We start from the raw sequence: 21,487 nt of genomic DNA, 5'->3' as shown, positions 1-21,487 counted from the left end.
TTGTGATTTATAAAGATAGTTAATTTTTTTTATGATAAGGTTGACAGCTGTGAGTGGATACTTGAAAACACAGTGAGAATTTTTTCTTTTACACGTTTAATAAAGGTTCTAAAATTGTTTTCTGCTATTATAGCTTCCATTTTCCAGCTTCAATCTTTCAATCTTTCTTCCTTACGTTGAGTTATTCTAAATAGAGCATTGATGATCAAACGGATTTAAAAAATTACTAACTTAATACCACAATTGTGTCTAGAGTTCAGATGCTGTCGGAAATATTTCTTTATAGTTTTTAACTATCATTGAAATAAATATTAATAGATTGTATTTATTACGTGAACGTTGTAAGTTTGTCATGCCCTTACAACAAAAGAATTACTTAAAACTGTATTAATCAATATAAAATAAATAAACGACAATGGAAAAAGATTTGAATGACATCAGTAAATGCCCGTTTCACAACGGAACAATGAAGAAGAGCGTAGCAGGTGAAGGAACTCAAAATAAAGATTGGTGGCCTGATCAGTTAAGAGTAGATCTTCTACGTCAGCATTCATCGCTGTCTGATCCTATGGATAAAGACTTTGATTACGCAGAAGCATTTAAAAGCCTTGATCTTGAGGCGGTAAAAAAAGATCTTCATGCTTTAATGACAGATTCTCAGGACTGGTGGCCTGCAGACTTTGGACATTACGGACCGTTATTCATCCGTATGGCATGGCATAGCGCCGGAACTTATCGTGTAGGTGACGGTAGAGGTGGAGCTGGAGCAGGGCAACAACGTTTTGCACCATTAAACAGCTGGCCTGATAACGTAAGTCTTGATAAAGCAAGAAGATTATTGTGGCCCATCAAACAAAAATACGGTAGAAACATATCTTGGGCAGACCTTTTAATTCTTACAGGAAACATTGCCCTTGAATCTATGGGATTCAAAACATTCGGATTTGCAGGAGGGCGTGCAGATGTATGGGAACCGGATGCAGATGTATATTGGGGATCAGAAAAAACATGGCTTGGAGGTGACTTACGTTATGCTCACGGCTCAGAAGGTGTAGTGGAAGGACATTCCGCAATTTTACCTACAGATGATAAAGCAGATGGAGATATTCACTCCAGAAATCTTGAAAATCCACTAGCTGCAGTACAGATGGGATTGATTTATGTAAATCCTGAAGGACCGGACGGAAATCCAGACCCGATTGCAGCAGCCAAAGATATCAGAGATACTTTTGGACGTATGGCAATGAATGATGAAGAAACTGTAGCATTGATTGCAGGTGGACATACTTTTGGAAAAACTCACGGAGCAGGTCCTGCAGATCATGTTGGTAAAGAACCGGAAGCAGCCGGAATTGAACAGCAGGGATTAGGATGGTCTAGCAGCTATAAATCCGGAAGTGGAAGAGATGCTATTTCCAGTGGATTGGAAGTAACGTGGACTGAAACTCCAACTCAATGGAGTAATTATTTCTTTAAAAACTTGTTCGAAAATGAATGGGAACTGACAAAAAGCCCAGCCGGAGCTCATCAATGGGTAGCAAAGGATGGAGCTGAAATCATTCCTGATGCATTTGATCCTAATAAAAAGCATAGACCAACAATGCTTACAACAGACCTTTCATTAAGATTGGATCCTGTTTACGAAAAAATTTCAAGGCATTTCTACGAAAACCCCGATGCGTTTGCAGATGCATTTTCGCGTGCGTGGTTTAAATTAACACACAGAGATATGGGACCTCGCGCCCGCTACTTAGGACCAGATGTTCCACAGGAAGAATTAATCTGGCAAGATCCAATCCCTGAAGTAAATCACGAACTGGTAAACGATTCAGATGTTGAAGCATTAAAATCTAAAGTTTTGAATTCCGGATTAAGTATCTCGGAATTGGTATCTACTGCTTGGGCTTCTGCTTCTACTTTTAGAGGAAGTGATAAACGTGGTGGTGCTAATGGATCAAGAATCAGATTGGAGCCTCAAAGAAACTGGGCAGTAAATAATCCTACTCAATTACAAAAAGTTTTAGGAGTATTGGAAGGTATTCAAAACGAATTCAATGCTCAAAATGGAGGTAAGAAAATATCATTAGCGGATTTAATTGTTCTTGCAGGAAATGCAGCGGTAGAAGCAGCCGCAAAAAATGCAGGAAAAGAAGTGAAAGTTTCTTTTGTGCCAGGAAGGATGGATGCTTCTCAAGAACAAACAGATGTTGAATCTATGGGATATTTAGAACCTGCTGCTGATGGATTCCGTAATTATCTGAAAACAAAATTTACAGTTTCCACAGAGTCTTTATTAATTGATAAAGCTCAGTTGTTAACACTTACTGCTCCAGAATTAACTGTATTAATCGGAGGAATGCGTGCTTTAGATACTAATTTTGATGGTTCTAAACATGGTGTATTCACCAGCCGTCCCGGAGTTCTTACTAATGATTTCTTTGTGAATCTTTTAGATATGGGAACACAGTGGAAGGCCATGTCAGACGATAAAGAAGTATACATGGGAACAGACCGTAAAACAGGACAGCCAAAATGGACAGCTACCCGTGCGGATCTTGTATTCGGATCAAATTCTGAATTGAGGGCTGTAGCTGAGGTTTACGGAAGTGCTGATGCACAAGGGAAATTTATTAATGACTTTGTAGCAGCGTGGACGAAAGTGATGAATCTGGATAGATTCGATCTGGCTTAATCTTTTTTAATCTTATAATAAACAGGCTGTCTTGAAAAAGGCAGCCTGTTATTTTTATGGGAAAGATCTGATATTCACATTATGATATGAAAAATTGATTAGTATTGAAATTGTTCTATTGATCATCAAAAAGATAAGAAGGTAGCCTTAATCATAAAGAAATGGTGTAATCATCATAGCTAGAATACATGTGAAAAGTAATTCTAATTGTTAAAATAGGTTTGAATATTCTAAATGAAATTAAGGCTTTCATATTGTTATTAAGAATTATCAAAAAAAATAATTTAATGACTACTTTGTAAAATGTAAAATAATTAAACTGAGATAGTGTGCTTTTAAAATTAATAAAGGTTAAATTAATTATTTAGTTGAAATTGTGAAATTTGTAAAAAGTGAAATTTTTATTTTTAAACTATTTTATTTGATGTATTTTTATTTAATGTGTATGTTTGTGTAATTATCGATAGTAAAACGATTGTTAATTTGTTATTTTACAACTATGAAAAAATGTTATTTATTGCTATGGTTAGTATAGCAGGATTTATGAGTGCTAAAGGTAGTGCTGATAAAAAAGTAATCAAAAAAGTAGAAACTATGGAGAAAAAATCAGCTCATCATAATATGGTTTCTGCTAAAGCAAAGGCTGCTTTTTATAATTGGATAGTAGTTTTAAATTCTATTTTTAAAGTTTTGATTTTTAGTGTTTTGTAATAGGGAACGATTCAAAATATATGGAAAATACGTATGTGCCCATCCGATATTTTATAGTGTACAATACAAAAGTAAGATGGTTAAATATGTTTGCAAACAAGCACCAAAGAGTAATCAATGTGTTTAAACTTGAGATTCAAAGCAAAAAAAATCAATTTTTTTAAAATGAAAAAACTATTTTTTACAGGATTATTGATGGTTAGCACGTTATCTTTTGCTGCATCATGGACAATCACAACTACTTGCGGAGTTGTTGGAACTATTCAAATTGCTGATAATGCCAGTACTTCTCAAGTCGCTCAGGCAGTAAGTCAATACAATTATAATCAATGTGGGGTGAGACCTGCTAAGATTAATCTTTCTATTGAACCATAGACTTTAATAATAATAGGTTCGTCAATTTGACGAACCTGTTTATAAACCATATTATATAAAAATGAATTTTAAAAAAATATTGTTCCTATTATTAATTTATACAATCAATTTTTTACACTCTCAAGATTTAAAATCCAATTACGTCTGCACATATAAACTAGATTATTCAATAAATGGGAAAAAAGATACTGAACAATTCATCCTTTTTATTGATGCTATTAATAAAAAATCTTTTTTTCAAAGTTCAATTAACTATGCAAAAGATACAGTAGATATAAAAGATCCTTTGCAGTTAGCTGGTTATGAAAGTGATTTCAATGAGAAAGTTTTATTTGATAAAAATTCATTTAAAGTTTTTGAAACAGTTATAGATGCTAAATTATCTTATTCAGAAAATCAAAAAATAAAATGGGTAATATTAGATAAAATTAAGAAAGAGGAAAATATAACTATGCAATTGGCAAAGACTAGTGCTTATGGAAGAACATGGTATGCTTGGTTTAGTAAGGATGTTCCAATTGATTTTGGACCCTATAAATTTAATGGTTTGCCTGGTTTTATCGTTTCTTTATATGATGAAAAAAAGAACTTTGTATTTACTCTTCAAAAGTTCAAAAAGAAAATAAAAAAATTAAAGCTTCCAAATTCAAAAAGCTTCAAAAGTATTCCTAAATCTACATTTAATAAATCAAGATTTAAAATACAAACGGCTGATAATGGTGTTGTTATTTTTAATAATGCGAAAGAAAGAGAAAGCTGGATGAAAAAGCTTGAAGAAAGATATACTTCTTTTCCTTTATTAGATATTGAATATCCAATTAATTAAGACATAGCTTATGTAAATATCGAAATCAAAATGGCTTTCAATAAAATTTTCGGACTATTTTCGGAACAAATATTTTTAAACAAAAAATTAGCTTATTGATTATCAATAAGCTAATTTTTTGTTTGTGTAGACTCACAGGGATTCGAACCCCAGATGACTGAACCAAAATCAGTAGTGTTACCGCTACACCATGAGTCTGTTTTGATGCTGCAAAATTAGAAAAATTATTTGAACTACAAAAACCAAAATTAAAAATTTATTAACATAATGGAGTGTTGACGGGCTTATTCATTGATAGCCAAATAATTATTTTTTAAAGAAAAAAATCAAAATCAAGAAGATTTTTAATGCTAAATAATAAAATCTTATCTTTGCAAAAAATTGGGCTCCAAAAGTTGGAGTAACCCATTAATAACTTATCCTGAGCACAGCAAAAGGATTATTAAACATTTTTTATGTCAAATATTGTCGCAATCGTTGGACGTCCCAACGTAGGAAAATCCACGCTTTTTAACCGTTTATTAGAAAGAAGAGAGGCTATTGTAGATTCTACAGCCGGTGTAACCAGAGACCGTCACTACGGAAAATCTGACTGGAATGGAGTAGACTTTACCGTAATTGATACAGGAGGATATGATGTAGGTACTGACGATATCTTTGAAGAAGAAATTCGTAAGCAGGTACAATTGGCAGTAGATGAAGCTACTTCTATTATCTTTATGATGAATGTGGAAGAGGGACTTACTGATACAGATCAGGAAATTTACAGATTGCTGAGAAGATCCAACAAGCTGATTTACATCGTTATCAACAAAGTAGATTCTTCAAAAGAAGAACTTCCTGCAACAGAATTCTACCAGTTAGGAATTGATAAATATTACACTCTTTCTTCGGCTACAGGTTCAGGAACAGGAGATTTATTAGATGATATTGTAAAAGATTTCCCAACAACAGAATATAAAGATCCTTTCGAAGGATTACCTAAAATTACCATTGCCGGTCGTCCGAATGTAGGAAAGTCTACCATGACTAATGCCTTATTGGATGTAGAAAGAAATATTGTAACAGATATTGCCGGAACAACAAGAGACAGTATTCAAACTTTATATAACAAATTCGGACATGAGTTTGTATTGGTTGATACTGCCGGAATGAGAAGAAAATCCAAAGTAAACGAAGATCTTGAATTCTACTCTGTAATGAGATCTATCCGTTCTATTGAATATTCTGATGTAGTGATCATTATGGTAGATGCTACACAAGGATGGGAATCTCAGGATATGAATATCTTCGGATTGGCACAGAAAAATAGAAAAGGTATCGTTATCCTTGTTAACAAATGGGATTTAGTTGAAGACAAGCAGACTAATACAATGCGTGACTTCGAGAAAGCGATCAAAGATAAAATTGGTCAGTTCCAGGATATTCCAATTCTATTCGTTTCAGCATTAACGAAACAGAGAATCCTTAAAGCTGTAGATGTAGCAATGGAGGTATATGAAGACCGTAAAAAGAAGATCAAAACTTCAAAACTGAATGAAGTAATGCTTCCTATTTTCGAAAATACTCCGCCACCAGCGTTGAAAGGAAAATATATTAAAATTAAATATTGCGTTCAGCTTCCTACACCATCGCCGCAGTTTGTATTCTTCTGCAACCTGCCACAGTATGTGAAAGAACCATATAAGAGATTTACTGAAAATCAATTGAGAAAAGAATTCGGGTTTACCGGAGTTCCTATCGAAGTCTATTTCAGACAAAAATAAAAAACGACTTTTAATAGAATCTGGTGAGGTAAATTCCTTACCAGATTTTTTATAGACCTACTTTATTCCTCGGACATGAATCTGCAAATTCATTTTTTAGTTGTAATTTTGTAGAATCAATGTCGATTAACTGTAATTAAAAACCTAAAATTTTCATGCTTACTATTTTATCGCAAAATTTTTCCCTTGTTAATGAATGGATTAATGAACTTCGAAACGTTCAGGTTCAGCATGATCGGATGAGATTCCGACGAAATATGGAGAGAATCGGAGAAATTGCTGCCTTTGAGATCAGTAAAGGATTGGAAGTAAGAGAAGTTGAAATTCAAACTCCTTTAGATACCATTAAAAGCACCGAAATAGCAGTACAACCTGTTATTACAACTATTTTAAGAGCTGGTGTTCCTTTATTTGAAGGAATTTTGAACTATCTTGACAGAGCAGATTGTGGTTTTGTAGCAGCTTACAGAAAACACGATGCTAATGATTATTTTTCCATCAAACAAGATTATCTTACTTGCCCGAATATAGAAGGAAGACCTTTAATCGTTGCAGATCCAATGCTAGCTACAGGAGCTTCTCTGATTGAAGCAATCAAAGACTTATTAACAAACGGAAATCCTACGCAACTTCATATCGTAGCAGCAATCGCTTCAAGACAAGGTGTTGAAACCGTTCAAAATGCATATCCTGATGCTCACATTTGGGTAGGAGCTATTGATGAAGATTTAACTTCAAAAGGGTATATTACGCCGGGATTGGGTGATGCCGGAGATCTTAGCTACGGAGAAAAACTTCAGAGATAATACGCTAGGAAAGATTCCAGAAATCTTTTATTAAGCTGAACAATAAATTTGGTCGTACTTTATCCATAGGATGCTTGGTATCCGGGAGTACGACCAATTTTGCATTCGGAAGTGCCCTGTAAACATCAGTGCTTTCTTCAATAGTTACCATATTATCTTTATCTCCCACCATAACCTGAACAGGTATATTAATCGTTGCAAGACTGTTTTTCAAAGGGGGATTTTTCCCCAGATCTATCATTAAATCAGCAACGGAAGGAAGGAGTTGTTTCCATTTTGTACCATGCTGCTTCTCTAAAATTTGGGCATATTGTGGGATTTTTTCAAGAATTGTATCAGGATTAAGCATTTTGCTTTCTTTGACAGCCTGTTCTTCACTCCATTCAAATTTTGTCCCCAAAGTAATAATTGAATTGACATTTTCTGGATTTTTCAAAGCATAGCAAAGCGCTACATAACCACCCATGCTGTGCCCAAAAATAAATACATCCTTAAGTTTATTTTTTGTACAATATTCCACCAATTCCTGAGTGTATTTTTCTATACTAATTCCATCCGAAGGAATGTCAATATTTCCATGTCCTGAAAATAGAGGCGTGTGAATAGTAAAATAGGATGAAAGTGTTTCCAGATAAGGATTGAATATATCAGAGTGACCTAAAGCTCCATGTAATAAGATCAGATTGGGCATAGCTATTTGTTTCCTGAAAATTAATCAAAAGAATCGGAACAGGAAAAAAAGAAATTACTTAAAACTAATAATTTGTAGTAAACCTTAAACTTCTTTAAACGTCCATCGCCATCACCAACACACTCACTTTATTATTACCGGCATTCAGAATTTCCCACGCAACAGAAGAAACCGTATTTCCTGTTGTGAAAACATCATCAATCAGAAGAATATGCTTTCCGGTAACGGGTTTTGTTATTGAAAAAGTATTAATCGTATCTATACGATGTTGCTTATCTTTCAAAGCCTGTGCTTTTGCATAATGATTCCTTTTAATTAGCTGATGATCGAAAGGTATTTCGTAGAACTTAGACAGAGTTTCCGTAAACAGATGAAGCTGGTTGTATCCACGCTCTCTCAGTTTTCTAGGATGAAGAGGGATACTTGCCATGAGGTCTGGTTTCTGATCTTTAAAATCAAGCCTTTCCGTTGCCCATTCTGCAAGAATTTTTCCGGTTATTTCCCTGTTTCTGTATTTTAATTCATGAATAATTTTCCGACTTAAACTTTCCTCCTCAAACTGAATTAATGCATAGGTATTCTCAACAGGAAAAAGAAGCTTACATTTCTCTTTAACCGGATTATTTTCAGAATAATCATAATGCATAAAATTGATCTGATTGAAACATAAATTACAAACAAGAAGCTCAGCTTCAATAATTCTGTTGCAATGAAGGCATCGATTGGGAAAAAGAAGATCCAATATCATGATTGTGTTTTTACTAAGATATAAAATTGTTTCGAACTATCGGTATTCAATAATTCATGAAAACTTTTTTACACTCAAACACTTATGCTTAAAATTCTTTCCTGATCTTCTCAATAGCACTCTTCATGCTAAGGTTGAAATGTTCCTTTTCCAATCTTACCGGAGGAGCCTGTCTTTCTTCACAATCAGGAATGCTGCAGGATTCGCAGGTTACACCTACATTAATAGTTTTTAATGTTGGAGATTTTATAAAACCAATCTTCTTAATGGTTTGAGAATTCAATAAAATTCCCAAACAATAACTTCTGTTGCTCCCATCAGAAAAAGGATTTCTTTGTGAGGTGGAAATTACCAGATAACTTATACCCTGATCTTTATAATGCGAGATCTGTGCGTCGGTAAGCGTTTCATTTTCCTTTAAATAATGCAGGTTTTTCACAGCTATCCATCTGCGGCAATAATGTTCGTTGGTGGCATTTGCATGAGGTGCCTGCTGATGATTCAGGTGAAGTTCCTTTAAAATTTGGATTTTATCAGAACCTTTCTTTTTAACCAGGCAAAGGTAGAATAGGTCTTTAATCCCCATTTCTGCAGAAAGGATATTAGTCAGACGATAATAAAATGTTTCAGGTGAATTGGTGAAACTATTAATCAGCAGTTCAAAACCTTTAGGTTCCCAGGTATTTTGCTGAAAAAACTCTGAAGTCTTCTCAATTACAATATCTTTTGAAATTAATAAAGCACCGGCAAAATAAGATGCATAAAAATTATTCAGGATCTCTTCAAAGCTTCCGAAATCAAGCCATGAATAGGTTGTGGGGCGGTTTTTTAGTTCCAGAACTTTGAACCCTATTTCTTTCGCGAGAATAAATGTTTTCTGATCCTTCTCCAATTTTTTATTTAGTAACAATAATTTTTTCTCAGGAATAAATAAAGAACGTAGATTATCCAGTGTTCCATATTTCTCAAAATCCTCAGATTGAATACTATAATCGAACTTCTCCGTAAGAATGCTCTCCAGAATATCAGATTTTAAGTTTTTATCAATTTGTAATTGATTTTCATCAATAAATTGCTTCACCTTCTCCTCAATTTCCGGAAAATAATTATCGTACAACTCCTGAAATGATCTTAGCACAGCAAAATAAAACCTTTCTTTTCCCAAGTTGTAATTCTGCGAAATTTCTATCAGAGCATTGATAAAAGCTGTTACTTTTTTAGGAGCATCACTGATGATACTAATGAGATTGTTTTTATTGATCCCAAATAACTCCAAAGGAACCTCCTTAAAGAAGTCAGATTGAAGAATTTCATTAAAAGGAGCTAAACTTTTATCCAGTTTTGTGGAAACCAGATCGTCAAAAGTACAATTGAGAGCCTCAGAAAGTTGAATGATTTTATCGTGTTTCGGATATTTCTTTCCGTTTTCAATTTCATTGAGATAAGATTTTGATAATCCTGTCTTTACAGCAAGATCCTGCAGAGACCAGTTTTTCTTTTGTCTCTGTTGTTTCAGTTTTAGCCCGAAAACCGTTTTGATAAAGTCGCTTTCTGAATTCATTACTCAAATATAAATATTTAGATGCGATTATTCGCATAATAATTCTTGAATAAATTTAGCGAACGTTCGCTGTTTGTGAAAATTTTTATTTATGTTTGTAACATCAAATCTCAAAATCAATATGTTATGGAAACCAAGACCCAATTAAAAATTACGGCTCAGAAGCAGTTTGAAGAAATTTTCACTCCTGATTTGATAGATTTTCTGATTGCCCTTCATCAGAATTTTAATCAGAAAAGATCAACACTTTTAGAAGAAAGGAAAAAAACTCAGAAAGAATTTGATGATGGTGTTCTTCCTACATTTTTAAAAGAAACCGAAGAAATCAGAAACGGAAATTGGGTGTGTGCTCCATTACCAGAAGATTTATTGGACAGAAGAGTAGAGATTACAGGTCCTGTAGATAGAAAAATGATTATTAATGCGCTTAATTCCGGTGCATTAACCTTCATGGCAGATTTTGAAGACAGTACAGCGCCTACCTGGGAAAACTGTATGGAAGGACAGATCAACCTTACAGATGCGATTAACCGAACGATTGATTTTGTAAACGAACAGGGAAAAGCTTACAAGCTTAATGAAAAAACAGCAGTTCTGCTCGTTCGTCCAAGAGGATTACACCTTCCCGAAAAACATATTAAGATTAATGATGAAGAGACATCCGGTTCATTAATTGATTTTGGAATTTATTTTTTCAGGAACGTAAAAAAACTCTTGGAAAAAGGGAGTGGACCTTATTTTTATCTTCCCAAACTTGAACATTATAAAGAAGCCGCTTGGTGGAATGAAGTATTTGTTTTTGCTCAGGATTACCTTGAAATTTCTCAGGGAACCATTAAAGCAACCGTTTTGATAGAAACCATTACAGCGTCATTTCAAATCGATGAAATTTTATATCAATTAAAAGAGCATAGCTCAGGATTGAACTGTGGAAGATGGGATTATATTTTCTCATACATTAAAAAATTCAGAAACCTACCAGAATTTATAGTTCCCGATCGAGATCAGGTAACCATGACCTCACCTTTTATGAGTGCATATTCCAAAAGGGTAATTGAAGGCTGTCATAAAAGAAACGTACACGCCATGGGCGGAATGGCTGCACAAATTCCTGTAAAGAATGATGATGAAGCTAATAATATCGCTTTTGAAAAAGTAAGAAGTGATAAAGAAAGAGAAGTTAAGAACGGTCATGACGGAACTTGGGTGGCACATCCTGCATTGGTTTCAATTGCGAAAGACATTTTTGATCAATATATGCCTTCAAAAAATCAGATTGATAAAAAAGTTGAGTATCACATCCAGGAAAAAGACCTGCTGGAAATTCCAAAAGGTGAGATTACAGAAAAAGGAGTCCGTAAAAATATCAATGTTGGAATTTTATATCTCGAAAGCTGGTTGATGGGAGTAGGGGCAGCAGCCATTTATAATCTGATGGAAGATGCTGCCACGGCAGAAATTTCAAGAACACAGATCTGGCAATGGCTTAAAAATGAAGCGGTATTAAGTGATGACAGAACATTGACTAGAAATATGATCCTTCAGTGGGAAAGCGAAGAAATGGAGAATATTGAAAAATATGTAGGTGAAAACCGTTTCAAAAATGGAAAATTCAACCTTGCCAAAGAACTTTTCAATGAATTGATATTCTCAGAAAACTTTGAAGAATTTTTAACCCTAAAAGCATATCCTTTTATTTAAATCAACAAACAAAATCCAAATATTATGAAAACAAGACAAGAACAAATCCAGGCTATAGAGCAAGATTGGCTGACAAATCCACGCTGGAACGGTGTAAAAAGACCTTACACGGCGGAAGAAGTTTTAAAACTTCGTGGTTCTTATAAAATAGATTATACGATTGCAACGGAAATGTCTAAAAAATTCTGGGATAAATTAAATAACCAGGATTTTGTAGCTGGACTGGGAGCATTAACGGGTAACCAAGCTGTACAGGAAGTAGATGCTGGTTTGGAAGCAATTTACCTTTCTGGATGGCAGGTGGCAGCTGATGCTAATCTCTCTGGAGAAATGTATCCCGATCAGTCATTGTATCCGGCGAATTCCGTGCCTTCAGTAGTGAAAAAAATAAATAATGCTTTAATAAGAGCAGATCAGGTACAATCTGTAAGCGGAGCAGGAAATAAAGAATATCTGGTACCTATTATTGCTGATGCTGAAGCAGGTTTTGGAGGAAACCTCAATGCTTTTGAGCTCATGAAACAGATGATCGAAGCAGGTGCAGCAGGAGTACATTTTGAAGATCAGCTTTCTTCAGCAAAGAAATGTGGTCATTTAGGAGGGAAAGTATTGGTTCCTACTCAGGAAGCCGTTAATAAATTAATTGCAGCTCGCCTTGCAGCGGATGTATTGGGTGTTCCAACACTTATTATTGCAAGAACAGATGCGGATGCGGCAGATTTACTGACTTCAGATATCGATGACAGAGATAAAAAATTCGTGACTGGTGAGAGAACTTCTGAAGGATTTTATGTAGTAAAAAACGGAGTAGAACAAGGTATCGACAGAGGTTTATCTTACGCTCCTTATGCAGATCTGATCTGGATGGAAACCTCCAATCCTGATTTGGAGCAGGCAAGAAGATTCGCAGAAGGTATACATGCTAAGTTTCCCGGAAAGATGCTTGCTTACAACTGTTCACCATCATTCAACTGGGCTGCAAAGCTGAGTGTTGAAGAAATGTCTACTTTCCGCGAAGAACTAGCAAAAATGGGTTATAAATTCCAGTTTATAACATTGGCAGGATTCCATGCATTGAATACGGCAATGTTTGAATTGGCATTAGCTTATAAAGAAAGAGGAATGGCTGGATATTCAGAACTACAGGAACGTGAGTTTGCTTTACAGCAGAAGGGATTCAGAGCTGTAAAACACCAGTCTTTTGTAGGGACAGGATACTTTGATGAGGTGCAAAATGTTGTTACCAATGGTTCCTCTGCTACCGTGGCAATGAAAGATTCTACAGAAACTGCTCAGTTTCATTAATCATTTTCCATATTTTTTTGATGTAAACCTTCTCATTTCGGGAAGGTTTTTATTTGAAATGAATAAAATCCAAGCTTGTTTTTAAAGTTTTATAACTGTTTTTTAAGTGATAATAGTTAAATGAAAAATTACATTTATATTTGGAACCGGAAAAAACAAAAGTTTTTGAATAAAAGAGATAACAATGAAACTAATTAAATTATTTTTTATTGCAGCAGGATTAACACTAACAGCGAATGTTGCAAATGCTCAGCAGAAGATCGGAAATGTAAACACAGAAGACATTTTTGCAAGTTTAACTGAAGTGAAAACTGCAGGTGCTACTATTGACAATCTGACTAAAACAAAACAGGGAGAAATTGAAAAAATGATCACTGAATATCAGACTAAACTGAAGGTTGCTCAGGACAAAGAAAAAACATTGAGTGAAGCAAATAAAGAAGCTGTTACTAAAGAACTGATGGCAGCTCAGACAGAACTTCAGACTTTAGGTAAGAAGATTGAAGATGGTAGAGCTCAGGCTGCAAAAGAAATTTCTACAAAGCAAGGAGAATTGATTACCCCAATTCAGCAGAAAGTAAAAGCTGCTATTTCAGCGGTGGCTAAAGAAAGAAATTTAAGTTATGTATTTGACGTTTCAGCACAGGATGGGAACAACCTTGTGTACACAGACGGAAGTGAGGATATCACAGCTCAGGTGAAAACAAAGTTAGGGGCTTCTGCAACTGCTACTAAACCGGCAGCGAAGAAATAATAAGCTTAATATCATAAAGAATATACACGGATCAGATCAATATCTGGTTCCGTTTTTTATTGTTTTTTGTATTGAAGAGACTGATATATTTGTATTTTAAGTCATAAATTTGAGTAAACATTTACGCGAGATGAATTTAATGCATGAAAAACAAATCAGAGTTACAGAAGAATATATTGATCAAAACAGACATGTCAATAATGTACAATATGTACATTGGGTAGAGGAAGTAGCCGCAGAACATTGGGATCTTTTGAAGCAAAATACAGAATATGTAAATGATGCCTGGATGCTTTTGGATCATCATATTCAATATAAAAAACAAGTCTATCTCGATGACATTATCACCGTGAAAACGTATCCGCAAATTCCTGAAGGCGCAAAACAGCCGAGAAAAGTGGAATTTTACTGTAATGATGAGCTTGTAGTGGATTCAACTACATTGTGGGTTTTATTTGACACCGAAACGAAAAAAATAAAACGTTTGGAAAGAAACTGGCTGGAAAAATTAGGGTTGATACTCTGAAAATGAGTACTTTTAACGATATTCAACGAAGGTTCTTAAAAGTTGAACCATTAAAAACTATTCATGAAAAAAAAACTTCTGTTATTCCTACTTCCGGTTTTAATGCTTTCCTGTAAAACACAAAATCTGAATAATGAATTTTCGGTTATTGATCTGGGGACTACGCAAATTTCCACTTTCGCCGATATCAAAAAAAGCAAACCTCAAAATCAAAATGAAATTCTTGTAGAAAAAATATATGTTCCCAACAAAGAATTATGGGAAGGATATATAGGTGATGAGCATGCTTTTTTAAAATGGACCAATGAAAAAGCTTTGGTAAAAGAGGATTCATGGAAAGAAAATAAAAAAGTAAATTCTCGGGTTCTTTCGGATGGACTAAAAAAATATGCAAGAGAAATGTCTGCCTTTACAGGATATAAGCCCAAAGGAAAATGGTATCTGTTATATGGTCCTGCATTTACAGATTTAGGAGGATTGTCCGGAGGAATAATGTTAATCGACCTTGCCAATAAGGTGAATATTAACAATGATGTTATCATCAATCTTTATCCGCATGAACTCAATCATCAAATATATTCTGCAACCAAACCTCCAACAGAAAAAATTGTACTGGACAGAATTATTGATGAGGGATTCGCAACCTATGTAAGCTATATCTTTCACGAAAAGAAATATACAAAAGCCAGTGAATTGAAATATTCTGAAGAAGAATTTCAATATTGTATCAGCAATGAGGATAAGCTGAAAGGTCTTTTAAAGAAATACTATTTATCAGGAGATGAAAAGCAGTCAAGGGATTTTGCGAATAGAAATTTTAAAATTGGTGAAAAATACCCTGGAGCAATAGGATATTATTTAGGCTTCAGAATCGTAGAAGAATTCGTTAAAAGAAATGGAGAGGATTCCTGGAAAAAGATCTATACCATGAAACCCATAGAAGTTCTTGAACAAAGTTTTTGGCTACAATAAATTCGATAAACACACACAAATGATAAAAATTAAAATTATTCCGCTAGAAGGAATTGAAATTGAAAATATAGGAAAGCTTCTCTTGGGAGAGTCAAAACCCAATATAAAAAAACTGTTGGGGAAACCCTCAGTAATTTCTGATAAAGTACAATCTTATTATGATGATTACGAATTAAGAATTGACTTTGATAAAAATGGACACGCCGAATTTATAGAGTTTATTTACGGTCCTTTTCCTGAAAAAACAGAATTAGAACTCTATGAGATCAATCCGTTTCAGATTGGAGCCGCTCAGCTTGTTACTTTGCTTTCAGAGAAAAATAATGGTAAAGTAGACGATTGGGAAGCAGAATATTGTTACACATTTTTTAATCTTTCAGTCGGGCTATGGAGACAAGCAACCGAGCAGGATGTGGAAGATGAAATGGCAGATATGAAAGCCAATAATGAATATGAAGAAAATAAAGAATGGCTGGAAGAAGATCTGAAGAAAGCAAAAAACTTCTGGACTATAGGAGTCGGAGTAAAAGATTATTACAAATAGCTGCAATCCCGGAAATGGAGGTACATCATGAAAAATAAATTAAGAAAAATTGTTGTTGATAATCTGGAATATCTTTACACTGTTACTGATACATTTCATCCGGGAACAGAAACAAATACTTTGACTGTGAAAATTTTTCTCATTGGTAAAAAACAGTTTCCTTTGAGTATTGATTTTCTGACCTTCGATGATTATATAATGGGACAACCATTAAAATCAGGGGTTAGTTTAGTCAATACAACAACGAATTCTACTGAAAATGTAAATCTTAATGAACCTCAATATATAAGAAAGTTTATTCTCCTAGGACGTGAAAACGGATGGACGGGAGAAAATATTCTGGAAAGGCAAAACGGTGTGCAGTATTTAGCAAATCTAGGTTTCGAAATAGAAAAATTAAAACCGGTATAATGCTAAAAAAGTATTAAAAAGCATAAAGTTTTAATAAAGGTAAGCCTTGGTTCTTTGAGCATAAGAACTAAGGCTTATTTTTATTCCATTCTTAACCAAACAGAATTAATAAAAAACTATCCATGAAAAAAACACTCTTTTTATTTATTTCTTTATCCTTTATCGGTTGTAATTCCACTAAAAAAATATCAGATTCCGAACGCGTAAAAATTATTTCAGAACTTGATTATATTGCAAAAATAGATCAGGAATATGCAAAAATTCCTTCTGAAGAAATGACCAGAAAATATGGAAAAGATAAAGTCTGGAAAATATTTGAAGCCAAAAGAGATAGTGTAGGAAAAGATAATCAAAATAAAATCAAAAAAATGTATGCTCAGTATGGTTTTTTAGGTTTTAAGCAGGTCGGAAAAGAAAATACTACCAAATTTTGGATTTCCGTTCAGCATGCTGATGACGACGTTGATTTTCAAAAAGAAATTCTTAAAGCTTTGAAAAAAGAAATGAAGAAAAATAATGCTCATAAAAATGAGTATGCATTATTGGAGGACAGAGTAGCGATTAATTCTGACCAAAAACAAAGATTTGGAACACAGGTTACTTACAATAAAGTAGGACAGGCTGTTCCCAAAAATGGTTTGACTGATAGCGTAAATGTTGAAAAACTAAGAACAGAATATGGTCTACCCTCGTTTAAAGAATATTATAATTTCATGACAACTTCACATTTTGAAATGAATAAAGAATTGTTCCTTAAAAAAGGAATTACAGAACCAAAGCTTTACCAATAAAATTTAATATCTAAACTTTTGTTTTTCAATGGTATCTCTAAATGTTTAAAACTTAATGTAACATAATCAGGAAAAGGAGTGTCTTATTAAGTGATATTATAACTAACACACCATGAAAGAATCATTTTTCGTAGCACTTTTTTTAAGCGTTCCATTTTTGGGATACAGCCAAACTGCCGAACAGTCAAAAGTAATTGATCATTATGTGAAAAAGGTCATTCAGATCAATGAGATTCCGGGAATGGCGGTAGGAATTGTAAAAAATAATCAAGTAACATTTCAGCAATATTATGGGCGTGAAAATCTGGAAAGTACCAAAAAAGTTGACACCAACTCTATGTTCAGAGTATATTCCAATACAAAACTGATGTCAAATGTCGGACTTTTTAAACTGATTGAAGATGGAAAACTTTCATTGGAAGATAAAGTTTCAAAATATGTGGATAATTTGGCAAAAGACTGGCAAAACCTTCAGGTAAAACATCTGCTATCACATTCATCGGGAGTTCCTGATGTTGTAGATTTTAAAGATATTTCAGTAAATGCAACCAATTCAGAAGTTCTTGAGAGTCTAGGGAAAGAAAAAATGGAATTTGAAACCGGAGACCATTACCGATATAATCAGACTAATTATCTGCTGATCACAATGATCATTGAAAAGATAACAGGAAAATCTTATGAAGATTATATCATTGAAAATCAATTTCCGGATTCTAAAAATCAGGTAGTGTTTTCTTCCAATTCTGTTGAGGAAATTCCACACAGAATACAGAAGTATAATTATAATGAGGTAGCAAAGCAATACGAGAAATTAACAGCTGTTGATGGAGTAAGGGCACATTCATCAAACGGATTGGCAATTACTCTTCCTGCTTTTCTACAATGGAGTATTCATTTTAGTAAAAATGATTTCCTGAAACCGGAAACAAAAAAAATGATGTGGCAGCCATTTGACTATAAAAATAACGGTTGGGAATTTGCTCATGGTTGGGAAATTACAGATTCCAATAAGATAAGATCGTATGGTTTTTCAGGTGGAAATGTAAGTGCATATAGTATTTTTCCTGCTAATGATATGTCTATTGTTATAATGTACAACGGGAATAAAGGTTTTCCGGTGATGTACCAGATGATGAACCATATTGCTGGGATTATGGATGAAAAATTAATGGATCCTTACATGCTTGCAGAAGAGATTACTATTGCGGAACCATTTATCAACCACAATCTGAAGAAACAAACCTACGGATACAGAACTGAAAATGACAAGATAATTTTTTCCTATCAATATCCTAAAGGTGAAAGCACAAAATTTGTTAAAAGTATTTCAGTAGCAGGAGCATTTAACAATTGGAATATGAATGATCTTTCTTACCAGATGACTCTTAAAAAGAATAATACCTTTGAAGTTACAGTTCCAAAATCCACTTTTGAAAAAGGAAAAAATTACAGCTTTAAATTTGTAATGAATAAAACCGGATGGCTTACAATTCCTTACAATGCTTTGAATATTGATGGCACAAGGGATAATAATTTAACCCTGACAATCAATTAAGACATAATCTTTAAATATAACGTAATCATGCTCAATAATAAACATCTGACCTTTGCTTTTCTATTGTTTTCTTCGATAGTTTTTTCACAAAATGACAAAAATGTAATTCAAATTCCTAAACAGTTTTCAGATCATAAAAATATGACTAAAGCTGTAAAAAATATCAATACACAATTCAAAGACTATACTATCGTTGGGTTAGGAGAAGGAACACATGGAACCAAAGAATTTAATGAAATCAGAAGTGAAATTTCAAAACAATTAATTAATAAAAGTGATTTTAGAATTATAGCTTTTGAGAGCGCTTATGGTGACGCTTCACTTCTTAATGAGGCTGTAAACTCTGATGCGGATTTACATGTTGCTCTAAAGAAATATATAACTTCTATTTGGCAGACAAAAGAGATCTATGATCTTATGATGTGGATAAGAGAATATAATAAAAACCATAAAGACAAAGTCATTATTTCCGGTTTTGATACCGATGTTCTTACCAATAGTGCAGAAATTCTGAAAAAATCTATCGGTCTGGGAAAAGAATATGCTGAGATAACTGATGAGATTAGAAAAAAAGCCGCATTACAGGATGAAATGTGGGAAAAACAGAACGATCCATCTTTTAAACTTGATATGAAAGCAGTTATAAAAAATGGAACAGAAGGATTCTTGCTAGTAAAAAAGGCAGATAGTCTTTATGGGAAAAAGATAGATTTAAACTCAAAGCTGGCTTTATATAATCTTGAACAAGGTTTTAAAATTCCTTATGAAGCCAGTAAAAAAAACTATGATGTGTCCAGAGACCTTATTATGGCTGAAATGATTCAAAAAATTCAATCCGGGTATAATAAGAAAATGATTCTTTTAGCTCATAACGCCCATATTGCACTAAAACCAATTATCGTAGATGGAATGGGTGGATACCTAAAAGAGAAGTATGGACAACAATATTATGCTCTTGCAACTTCTACAGCCTCTGGTAACTATAGTGCTACAACTGATCCTCGCGCTATAAAAAATAATAAATACACTTCTTATACGCTTCCAAAACAAATGGAAAATAGCTGGGAAGAAAAATTAGTAAATAATAAATACGAAAATTATTTTATAAACTTTAATAGGAACTCAGAAAATACATATGGGCAACCTTTTAAAATGAGATTTATAGGCTATGGTCCCATTACTCCTGCAACAGAAAAGTTTACGATTACAGAACCTCTAAAGCTTAATGAGAGCTTTAATGGAGTAGTTTTCATCAAACAGACTAATGCATCAGAACACTTATAAAATTAATTAAGTTTTTAATGATTTTCAATGGATATTTGAATCCATTAATAGCAGTCTGGCTTTTTTAAGTTAGACTGTTTTATTATATCTTTGCAATATGATACGAATTACAAAAATTTTTACATTCGAAACAGCCCACGTACTTTATAATTACGATGGAAAATGTAAAAATATGCATGGACATTCCTATAAGCTGTTCGTAACAGTGAAGGGAAAACCGATTAATGATATTGAAAACCCTAAAAACGGGATGGTAGTTGATTTCGGAGATATTAAAAGTATCGTAAAATCTGAAATTGTTGATGTTTGGGATCACGCCGTTCTTGTAAATGCCCTGTCACCACATAAAGAATTAGGAGATGATCTTGAGCAGAAAGGTCATAAAGTAATTTATTGCAGTTTCCAGCCAACTTGCGAAAATATGTTGTATGCCATTGCCGCAAAAATAAAATCAAGACTTCCGGAAGGAATTTCCCTTGCTTATCTTAAACTTCATGAGACAGAAAACTCTTATGGAGAATGGTTTGCAGAAGACAATCAATAATTTTCATCCCATAAAACTCAGACGGTGTTAAAAACAACAATTAATTTAGAACCTGGAAAAAAAGTATATTTTGCTTCAGATCAGCATTTTGGTGCTCCTACGCCTAAGGAAAGCCGTGTGCGTGAAGAAAAATTTATACGCTGGATGGATGAGATCAAAGAAGACGCGCAGGTTTTATTTTTAATGGGAGATCTTTTTGACTTCTGGCATGAATGGAAGCATGTGATTCCCAAAGGATATGTACGCGTTTTGGGAAAAATCGCAGAGCTGAAAGATCGTGGAATACATATTTATTTCTTTGTAGGAAATCATGATCTGTGGATGAAAGATTACCTGGAAGATGAAATTGGCTGTACTGTTTTTTATAAAAAACAATATTTTGAAATGGGCGGAAAACAGTTTTTACTTGCTCATGGAGACGGGTTGGGACCTGGTGACAAAGGATACAAAAGAATGAAAAAAGTATTCACAAATCCTATAGCACAGTGGTTCTTTAAATGGCTGCACCCAGATATTGCAATGAAGATTGCATTATACATGTCTCAAAAAAATAAGATGATCTCAGGAGAAGAAGACAAAGCATTTTTAGGAGAAGATAAAGAGTTTCTCATTATTTATTCAAAAGAAAAGCTGAAGATTCAGAAGATCGATTATTTTGTATACGGACACAGACACTTGCCAATGGTTCTGGATTTAGGACAGAATTCAAAATATATTAATCTGGGAGACTGGATTTCCTATTTCACATATGGTGTTTTTGAAAAAGACTTTGAATTGAAGGTTTTTGAAAAATAAAACAAAAAAATTACCCCTAAAAAGAGGTAATTTGCGAATAGGTGGAAGCCCATTCTTGTTTTTAATCCATATTCCAAATAAATAATTGCAAGAATTTTACCAAAGTGTTATTTTGGTATTAAAAAATTA

The 21,487-nt window shown here is 33.8% G+C and carries 21 protein-coding genes and 1 tRNA gene; 18 read left to right on the top strand and 4 right to left on the bottom strand.

Annotated features, from left to right (window positions below):
- The first annotated feature begins 415 nt into the window (after positions 1 to 415).
- The 4 genes from katG to BW983_RS07180 all read left to right on the top strand — a co-directional run bounded on the left by katG (position 416) and on the right by BW983_RS07180 (position 4,604).
- Positions 416 to 2,692: a catalase/peroxidase HPI gene (gene katG, locus BW983_RS07195; RefSeq protein WP_076551199.1), complete on the top strand. Its 2,277-nt coding sequence runs from the start codon at positions 416 to 418 to the stop codon at positions 2,690 to 2,692.
- Positions 2,693 to 3,214: 522 nt separating this feature from the next.
- The gene (locus BW983_RS07190) at positions 3,215 to 3,403 is read left to right on the top strand and encodes a hypothetical protein (RefSeq protein ID WP_167369969.1); all 189 of its coding nucleotides are present in this window, start codon (positions 3,215 to 3,217) and stop codon (positions 3,401 to 3,403) included.
- Between the two features lie 195 nt (positions 3,404 to 3,598).
- Positions 3,599 to 3,778, top strand: coding sequence for a hypothetical protein (locus BW983_RS07185; protein WP_139329242.1), 180 nt, complete (start codon positions 3,599 to 3,601; stop codon positions 3,776 to 3,778).
- A 61-nt stretch (positions 3,779 to 3,839) separates the two neighbouring features.
- Positions 3,840 to 4,604, top strand: coding sequence for a GLPGLI family protein (locus BW983_RS07180; RefSeq protein WP_076551195.1), 765 nt, complete (start codon positions 3,840 to 3,842; stop codon positions 4,602 to 4,604).
- Positions 4,605 to 4,731: 127 nt separating this feature from the next.
- Here the strand turns inward: BW983_RS07180 and BW983_RS07175 are convergent.
- Positions 4,732 to 4,802, bottom strand: a tRNA-Gln gene (locus BW983_RS07175).
- 257 nt (positions 4,803 to 5,059) lie between these two features.
- Here BW983_RS07175 and der point away from each other — a divergent pair.
- Positions 5,060 to 6,370 (top strand): ribosome biogenesis GTPase Der, encoded by a 1,311-nt coding sequence (gene der / locus BW983_RS07170; protein ID WP_076551194.1) that lies wholly within the window; start codon positions 5,060 to 5,062, stop codon positions 6,368 to 6,370.
- A gap of 155 nt (positions 6,371 to 6,525) precedes the next feature.
- Entirely contained in the window at positions 6,526 to 7,176 is a 651-nt protein-coding gene (gene upp, locus BW983_RS07165) for a uracil phosphoribosyltransferase (protein WP_065395019.1), read from the top strand.
- Between the two features lie 4 nt (positions 7,177 to 7,180).
- Here the strand turns inward: upp and BW983_RS07160 are convergent, their stop codons facing one another.
- From BW983_RS07160 to BW983_RS07150, 3 genes are all read right to left on the bottom strand, one after another.
- Positions 7,181 to 7,867, bottom strand: coding sequence for an alpha/beta fold hydrolase (locus BW983_RS07160; protein ID WP_076551192.1), 687 nt, complete (start codon positions 7,865 to 7,867; stop codon positions 7,181 to 7,183).
- Positions 7,868 to 7,961: 94 nt separating this feature from the next.
- The gene (locus BW983_RS07155; protein WP_076551191.1) at positions 7,962 to 8,615 is read right to left on the bottom strand and encodes a ComF family protein; all 654 of its coding nucleotides are present in this window, start codon (positions 8,613 to 8,615) and stop codon (positions 7,962 to 7,964) included.
- 88 nt (positions 8,616 to 8,703) lie between these two features.
- A complete protein-coding gene (locus BW983_RS07150; protein WP_076551189.1) occupies positions 8,704 to 10,176 on the bottom strand; it encodes a helix-turn-helix domain-containing protein in 1,473 nt (490 codons plus the stop codon).
- Positions 10,177 to 10,302: 126 nt separating this feature from the next.
- Here BW983_RS07150 and aceB point away from each other — a divergent pair, with 126 nt between their 5' ends.
- The 12 genes from aceB to BW983_RS07090 all read left to right on the top strand — a co-directional run bounded on the left by aceB (position 10,303) and on the right by BW983_RS07090 (position 21,358).
- Positions 10,303 to 11,877, top strand: a complete 1,575-nt coding sequence (gene aceB / locus BW983_RS07145; protein ID WP_076551188.1) for a malate synthase A — start codon at positions 10,303 to 10,305, stop codon at positions 11,875 to 11,877.
- A gap of 24 nt (positions 11,878 to 11,901) precedes the next feature.
- Complete coding sequence (aceA, locus tag BW983_RS07140) at positions 11,902 to 13,182, top strand: isocitrate lyase (protein WP_065395014.1); 1,281 nt, start codon at positions 11,902 to 11,904, stop codon at positions 13,180 to 13,182.
- Between the two features lie 184 nt (positions 13,183 to 13,366).
- Complete coding sequence (locus BW983_RS07135; RefSeq protein WP_076551186.1) at positions 13,367 to 13,936, top strand: OmpH/Skp family outer membrane protein; 570 nt, start codon at positions 13,367 to 13,369, stop codon at positions 13,934 to 13,936.
- 130 nt (positions 13,937 to 14,066) lie between these two features.
- On the top strand, positions 14,067 to 14,462 hold the full coding sequence (locus tag BW983_RS07130; RefSeq protein ID WP_076551185.1) for an acyl-CoA thioesterase: 396 nt from the start codon (positions 14,067 to 14,069) through the stop codon (positions 14,460 to 14,462).
- A 63-nt stretch (positions 14,463 to 14,525) separates the two neighbouring features.
- Positions 14,526 to 15,434, top strand: coding sequence for a DUF2268 domain-containing putative Zn-dependent protease (locus tag BW983_RS07125; protein WP_076551183.1), 909 nt, complete (start codon positions 14,526 to 14,528; stop codon positions 15,432 to 15,434).
- Positions 15,435 to 15,453: 19 nt separating this feature from the next.
- Positions 15,454 to 15,978 (top strand): hypothetical protein, encoded by a 525-nt coding sequence (locus tag BW983_RS07120; RefSeq protein WP_076551182.1) that lies wholly within the window; start codon positions 15,454 to 15,456, stop codon positions 15,976 to 15,978.
- A 27-nt stretch (positions 15,979 to 16,005) separates the two neighbouring features.
- On the top strand, positions 16,006 to 16,389 hold the full coding sequence (locus tag BW983_RS07115; protein ID WP_076551180.1) for a hypothetical protein: 384 nt from the start codon (positions 16,006 to 16,008) through the stop codon (positions 16,387 to 16,389).
- Positions 16,390 to 16,511: 122 nt separating this feature from the next.
- Positions 16,512 to 17,180 (top strand): DUF6624 domain-containing protein, encoded by a 669-nt coding sequence (locus BW983_RS07110; protein WP_076551179.1) that lies wholly within the window; start codon positions 16,512 to 16,514, stop codon positions 17,178 to 17,180.
- A gap of 112 nt (positions 17,181 to 17,292) precedes the next feature.
- On the top strand, positions 17,293 to 18,735 hold the full coding sequence (locus tag BW983_RS07105; protein WP_076551177.1) for a serine hydrolase: 1,443 nt from the start codon (positions 17,293 to 17,295) through the stop codon (positions 18,733 to 18,735).
- Between the two features lie 27 nt (positions 18,736 to 18,762).
- On the top strand, positions 18,763 to 20,019 hold the full coding sequence (locus BW983_RS07100; protein ID WP_076551176.1) for an erythromycin esterase family protein: 1,257 nt from the start codon (positions 18,763 to 18,765) through the stop codon (positions 20,017 to 20,019).
- A 97-nt stretch (positions 20,020 to 20,116) separates the two neighbouring features.
- Entirely contained in the window at positions 20,117 to 20,563 is a 447-nt protein-coding gene (locus BW983_RS07095; protein WP_047097353.1) for a 6-pyruvoyl trahydropterin synthase family protein, read from the top strand.
- A gap of 24 nt (positions 20,564 to 20,587) precedes the next feature.
- Positions 20,588 to 21,358, top strand: coding sequence for a UDP-2,3-diacylglucosamine diphosphatase (locus BW983_RS07090; RefSeq protein ID WP_076551174.1), 771 nt, complete (start codon positions 20,588 to 20,590; stop codon positions 21,356 to 21,358).
- Positions 21,359 to 21,487 lie beyond the last annotated feature (129 nt).

Source organism: Chryseobacterium ureilyticum (genome assembly GCF_900156735.1).
Lineage (GTDB): Bacteria > Bacteroidota > Bacteroidia > Flavobacteriales > Weeksellaceae > Chryseobacterium > Chryseobacterium ureilyticum.
Note: the sequence above shows the minus strand (reverse complement) of the source record. Positions and strands in the feature narration are given on the sequence as shown.

Excerpts from the sequence above, each read along its gene's own strand:
- katG (WP_076551199.1), top strand. The coding sequence starts at position 416 with ATGGAAAAAGATTTGAATGACATCAGTAAATGCCCGTTTCACAACGGA.
- BW983_RS07190 (WP_167369969.1), top strand. The coding sequence starts at position 3,215 with ATGGTTAGTATAGCAGGATTTATGAGTGCTAAAGGTAGTGCTGATAAA.
- BW983_RS07185 (WP_139329242.1), top strand. The coding sequence starts at position 3,599 with ATGGTTAGCACGTTATCTTTTGCTGCATCATGGACAATCACAACTACT.
- BW983_RS07180 (WP_076551195.1), top strand. The coding sequence starts at position 3,840 with ATGAATTTTAAAAAAATATTGTTCCTATTATTAATTTATACAATCAAT.
- der (WP_076551194.1), top strand. The coding sequence starts at position 5,060 with ATGTCAAATATTGTCGCAATCGTTGGACGTCCCAACGTAGGAAAATCC.
- upp (WP_065395019.1), top strand. The coding sequence starts at position 6,526 with ATGCTTACTATTTTATCGCAAAATTTTTCCCTTGTTAATGAATGGATT.
- BW983_RS07160 (WP_076551192.1), bottom strand. The coding sequence starts at position 7,867 with ATGCCCAATCTGATCTTATTACATGGAGCTTTAGGTCACTCTGATATA.
- BW983_RS07155 (WP_076551191.1), bottom strand. The coding sequence starts at position 8,615 with ATGATATTGGATCTTCTTTTTCCCAATCGATGCCTTCATTGCAACAGA.
- BW983_RS07150 (WP_076551189.1), bottom strand. The coding sequence starts at position 10,176 with ATGAATTCAGAAAGCGACTTTATCAAAACGGTTTTCGGGCTAAAACTG.
- aceB (WP_076551188.1), top strand. The coding sequence starts at position 10,303 with ATGGAAACCAAGACCCAATTAAAAATTACGGCTCAGAAGCAGTTTGAA.
- aceA (WP_065395014.1), top strand. The coding sequence starts at position 11,902 with ATGAAAACAAGACAAGAACAAATCCAGGCTATAGAGCAAGATTGGCTG.
- BW983_RS07135 (WP_076551186.1), top strand. The coding sequence starts at position 13,367 with ATGAAACTAATTAAATTATTTTTTATTGCAGCAGGATTAACACTAACA.
- BW983_RS07130 (WP_076551185.1), top strand. The coding sequence starts at position 14,067 with ATGAATTTAATGCATGAAAAACAAATCAGAGTTACAGAAGAATATATT.
- BW983_RS07125 (WP_076551183.1), top strand. The coding sequence starts at position 14,526 with ATGAAAAAAAAACTTCTGTTATTCCTACTTCCGGTTTTAATGCTTTCC.
- BW983_RS07120 (WP_076551182.1), top strand. The coding sequence starts at position 15,454 with ATGATAAAAATTAAAATTATTCCGCTAGAAGGAATTGAAATTGAAAAT.
- BW983_RS07115 (WP_076551180.1), top strand. The coding sequence starts at position 16,006 with ATGAAAAATAAATTAAGAAAAATTGTTGTTGATAATCTGGAATATCTT.
- BW983_RS07110 (WP_076551179.1), top strand. The coding sequence starts at position 16,512 with ATGAAAAAAACACTCTTTTTATTTATTTCTTTATCCTTTATCGGTTGT.
- BW983_RS07105 (WP_076551177.1), top strand. The coding sequence starts at position 17,293 with ATGAAAGAATCATTTTTCGTAGCACTTTTTTTAAGCGTTCCATTTTTG.
- BW983_RS07100 (WP_076551176.1), top strand. The coding sequence starts at position 18,763 with ATGCTCAATAATAAACATCTGACCTTTGCTTTTCTATTGTTTTCTTCG.
- BW983_RS07095 (WP_047097353.1), top strand. The coding sequence starts at position 20,117 with ATGATACGAATTACAAAAATTTTTACATTCGAAACAGCCCACGTACTT.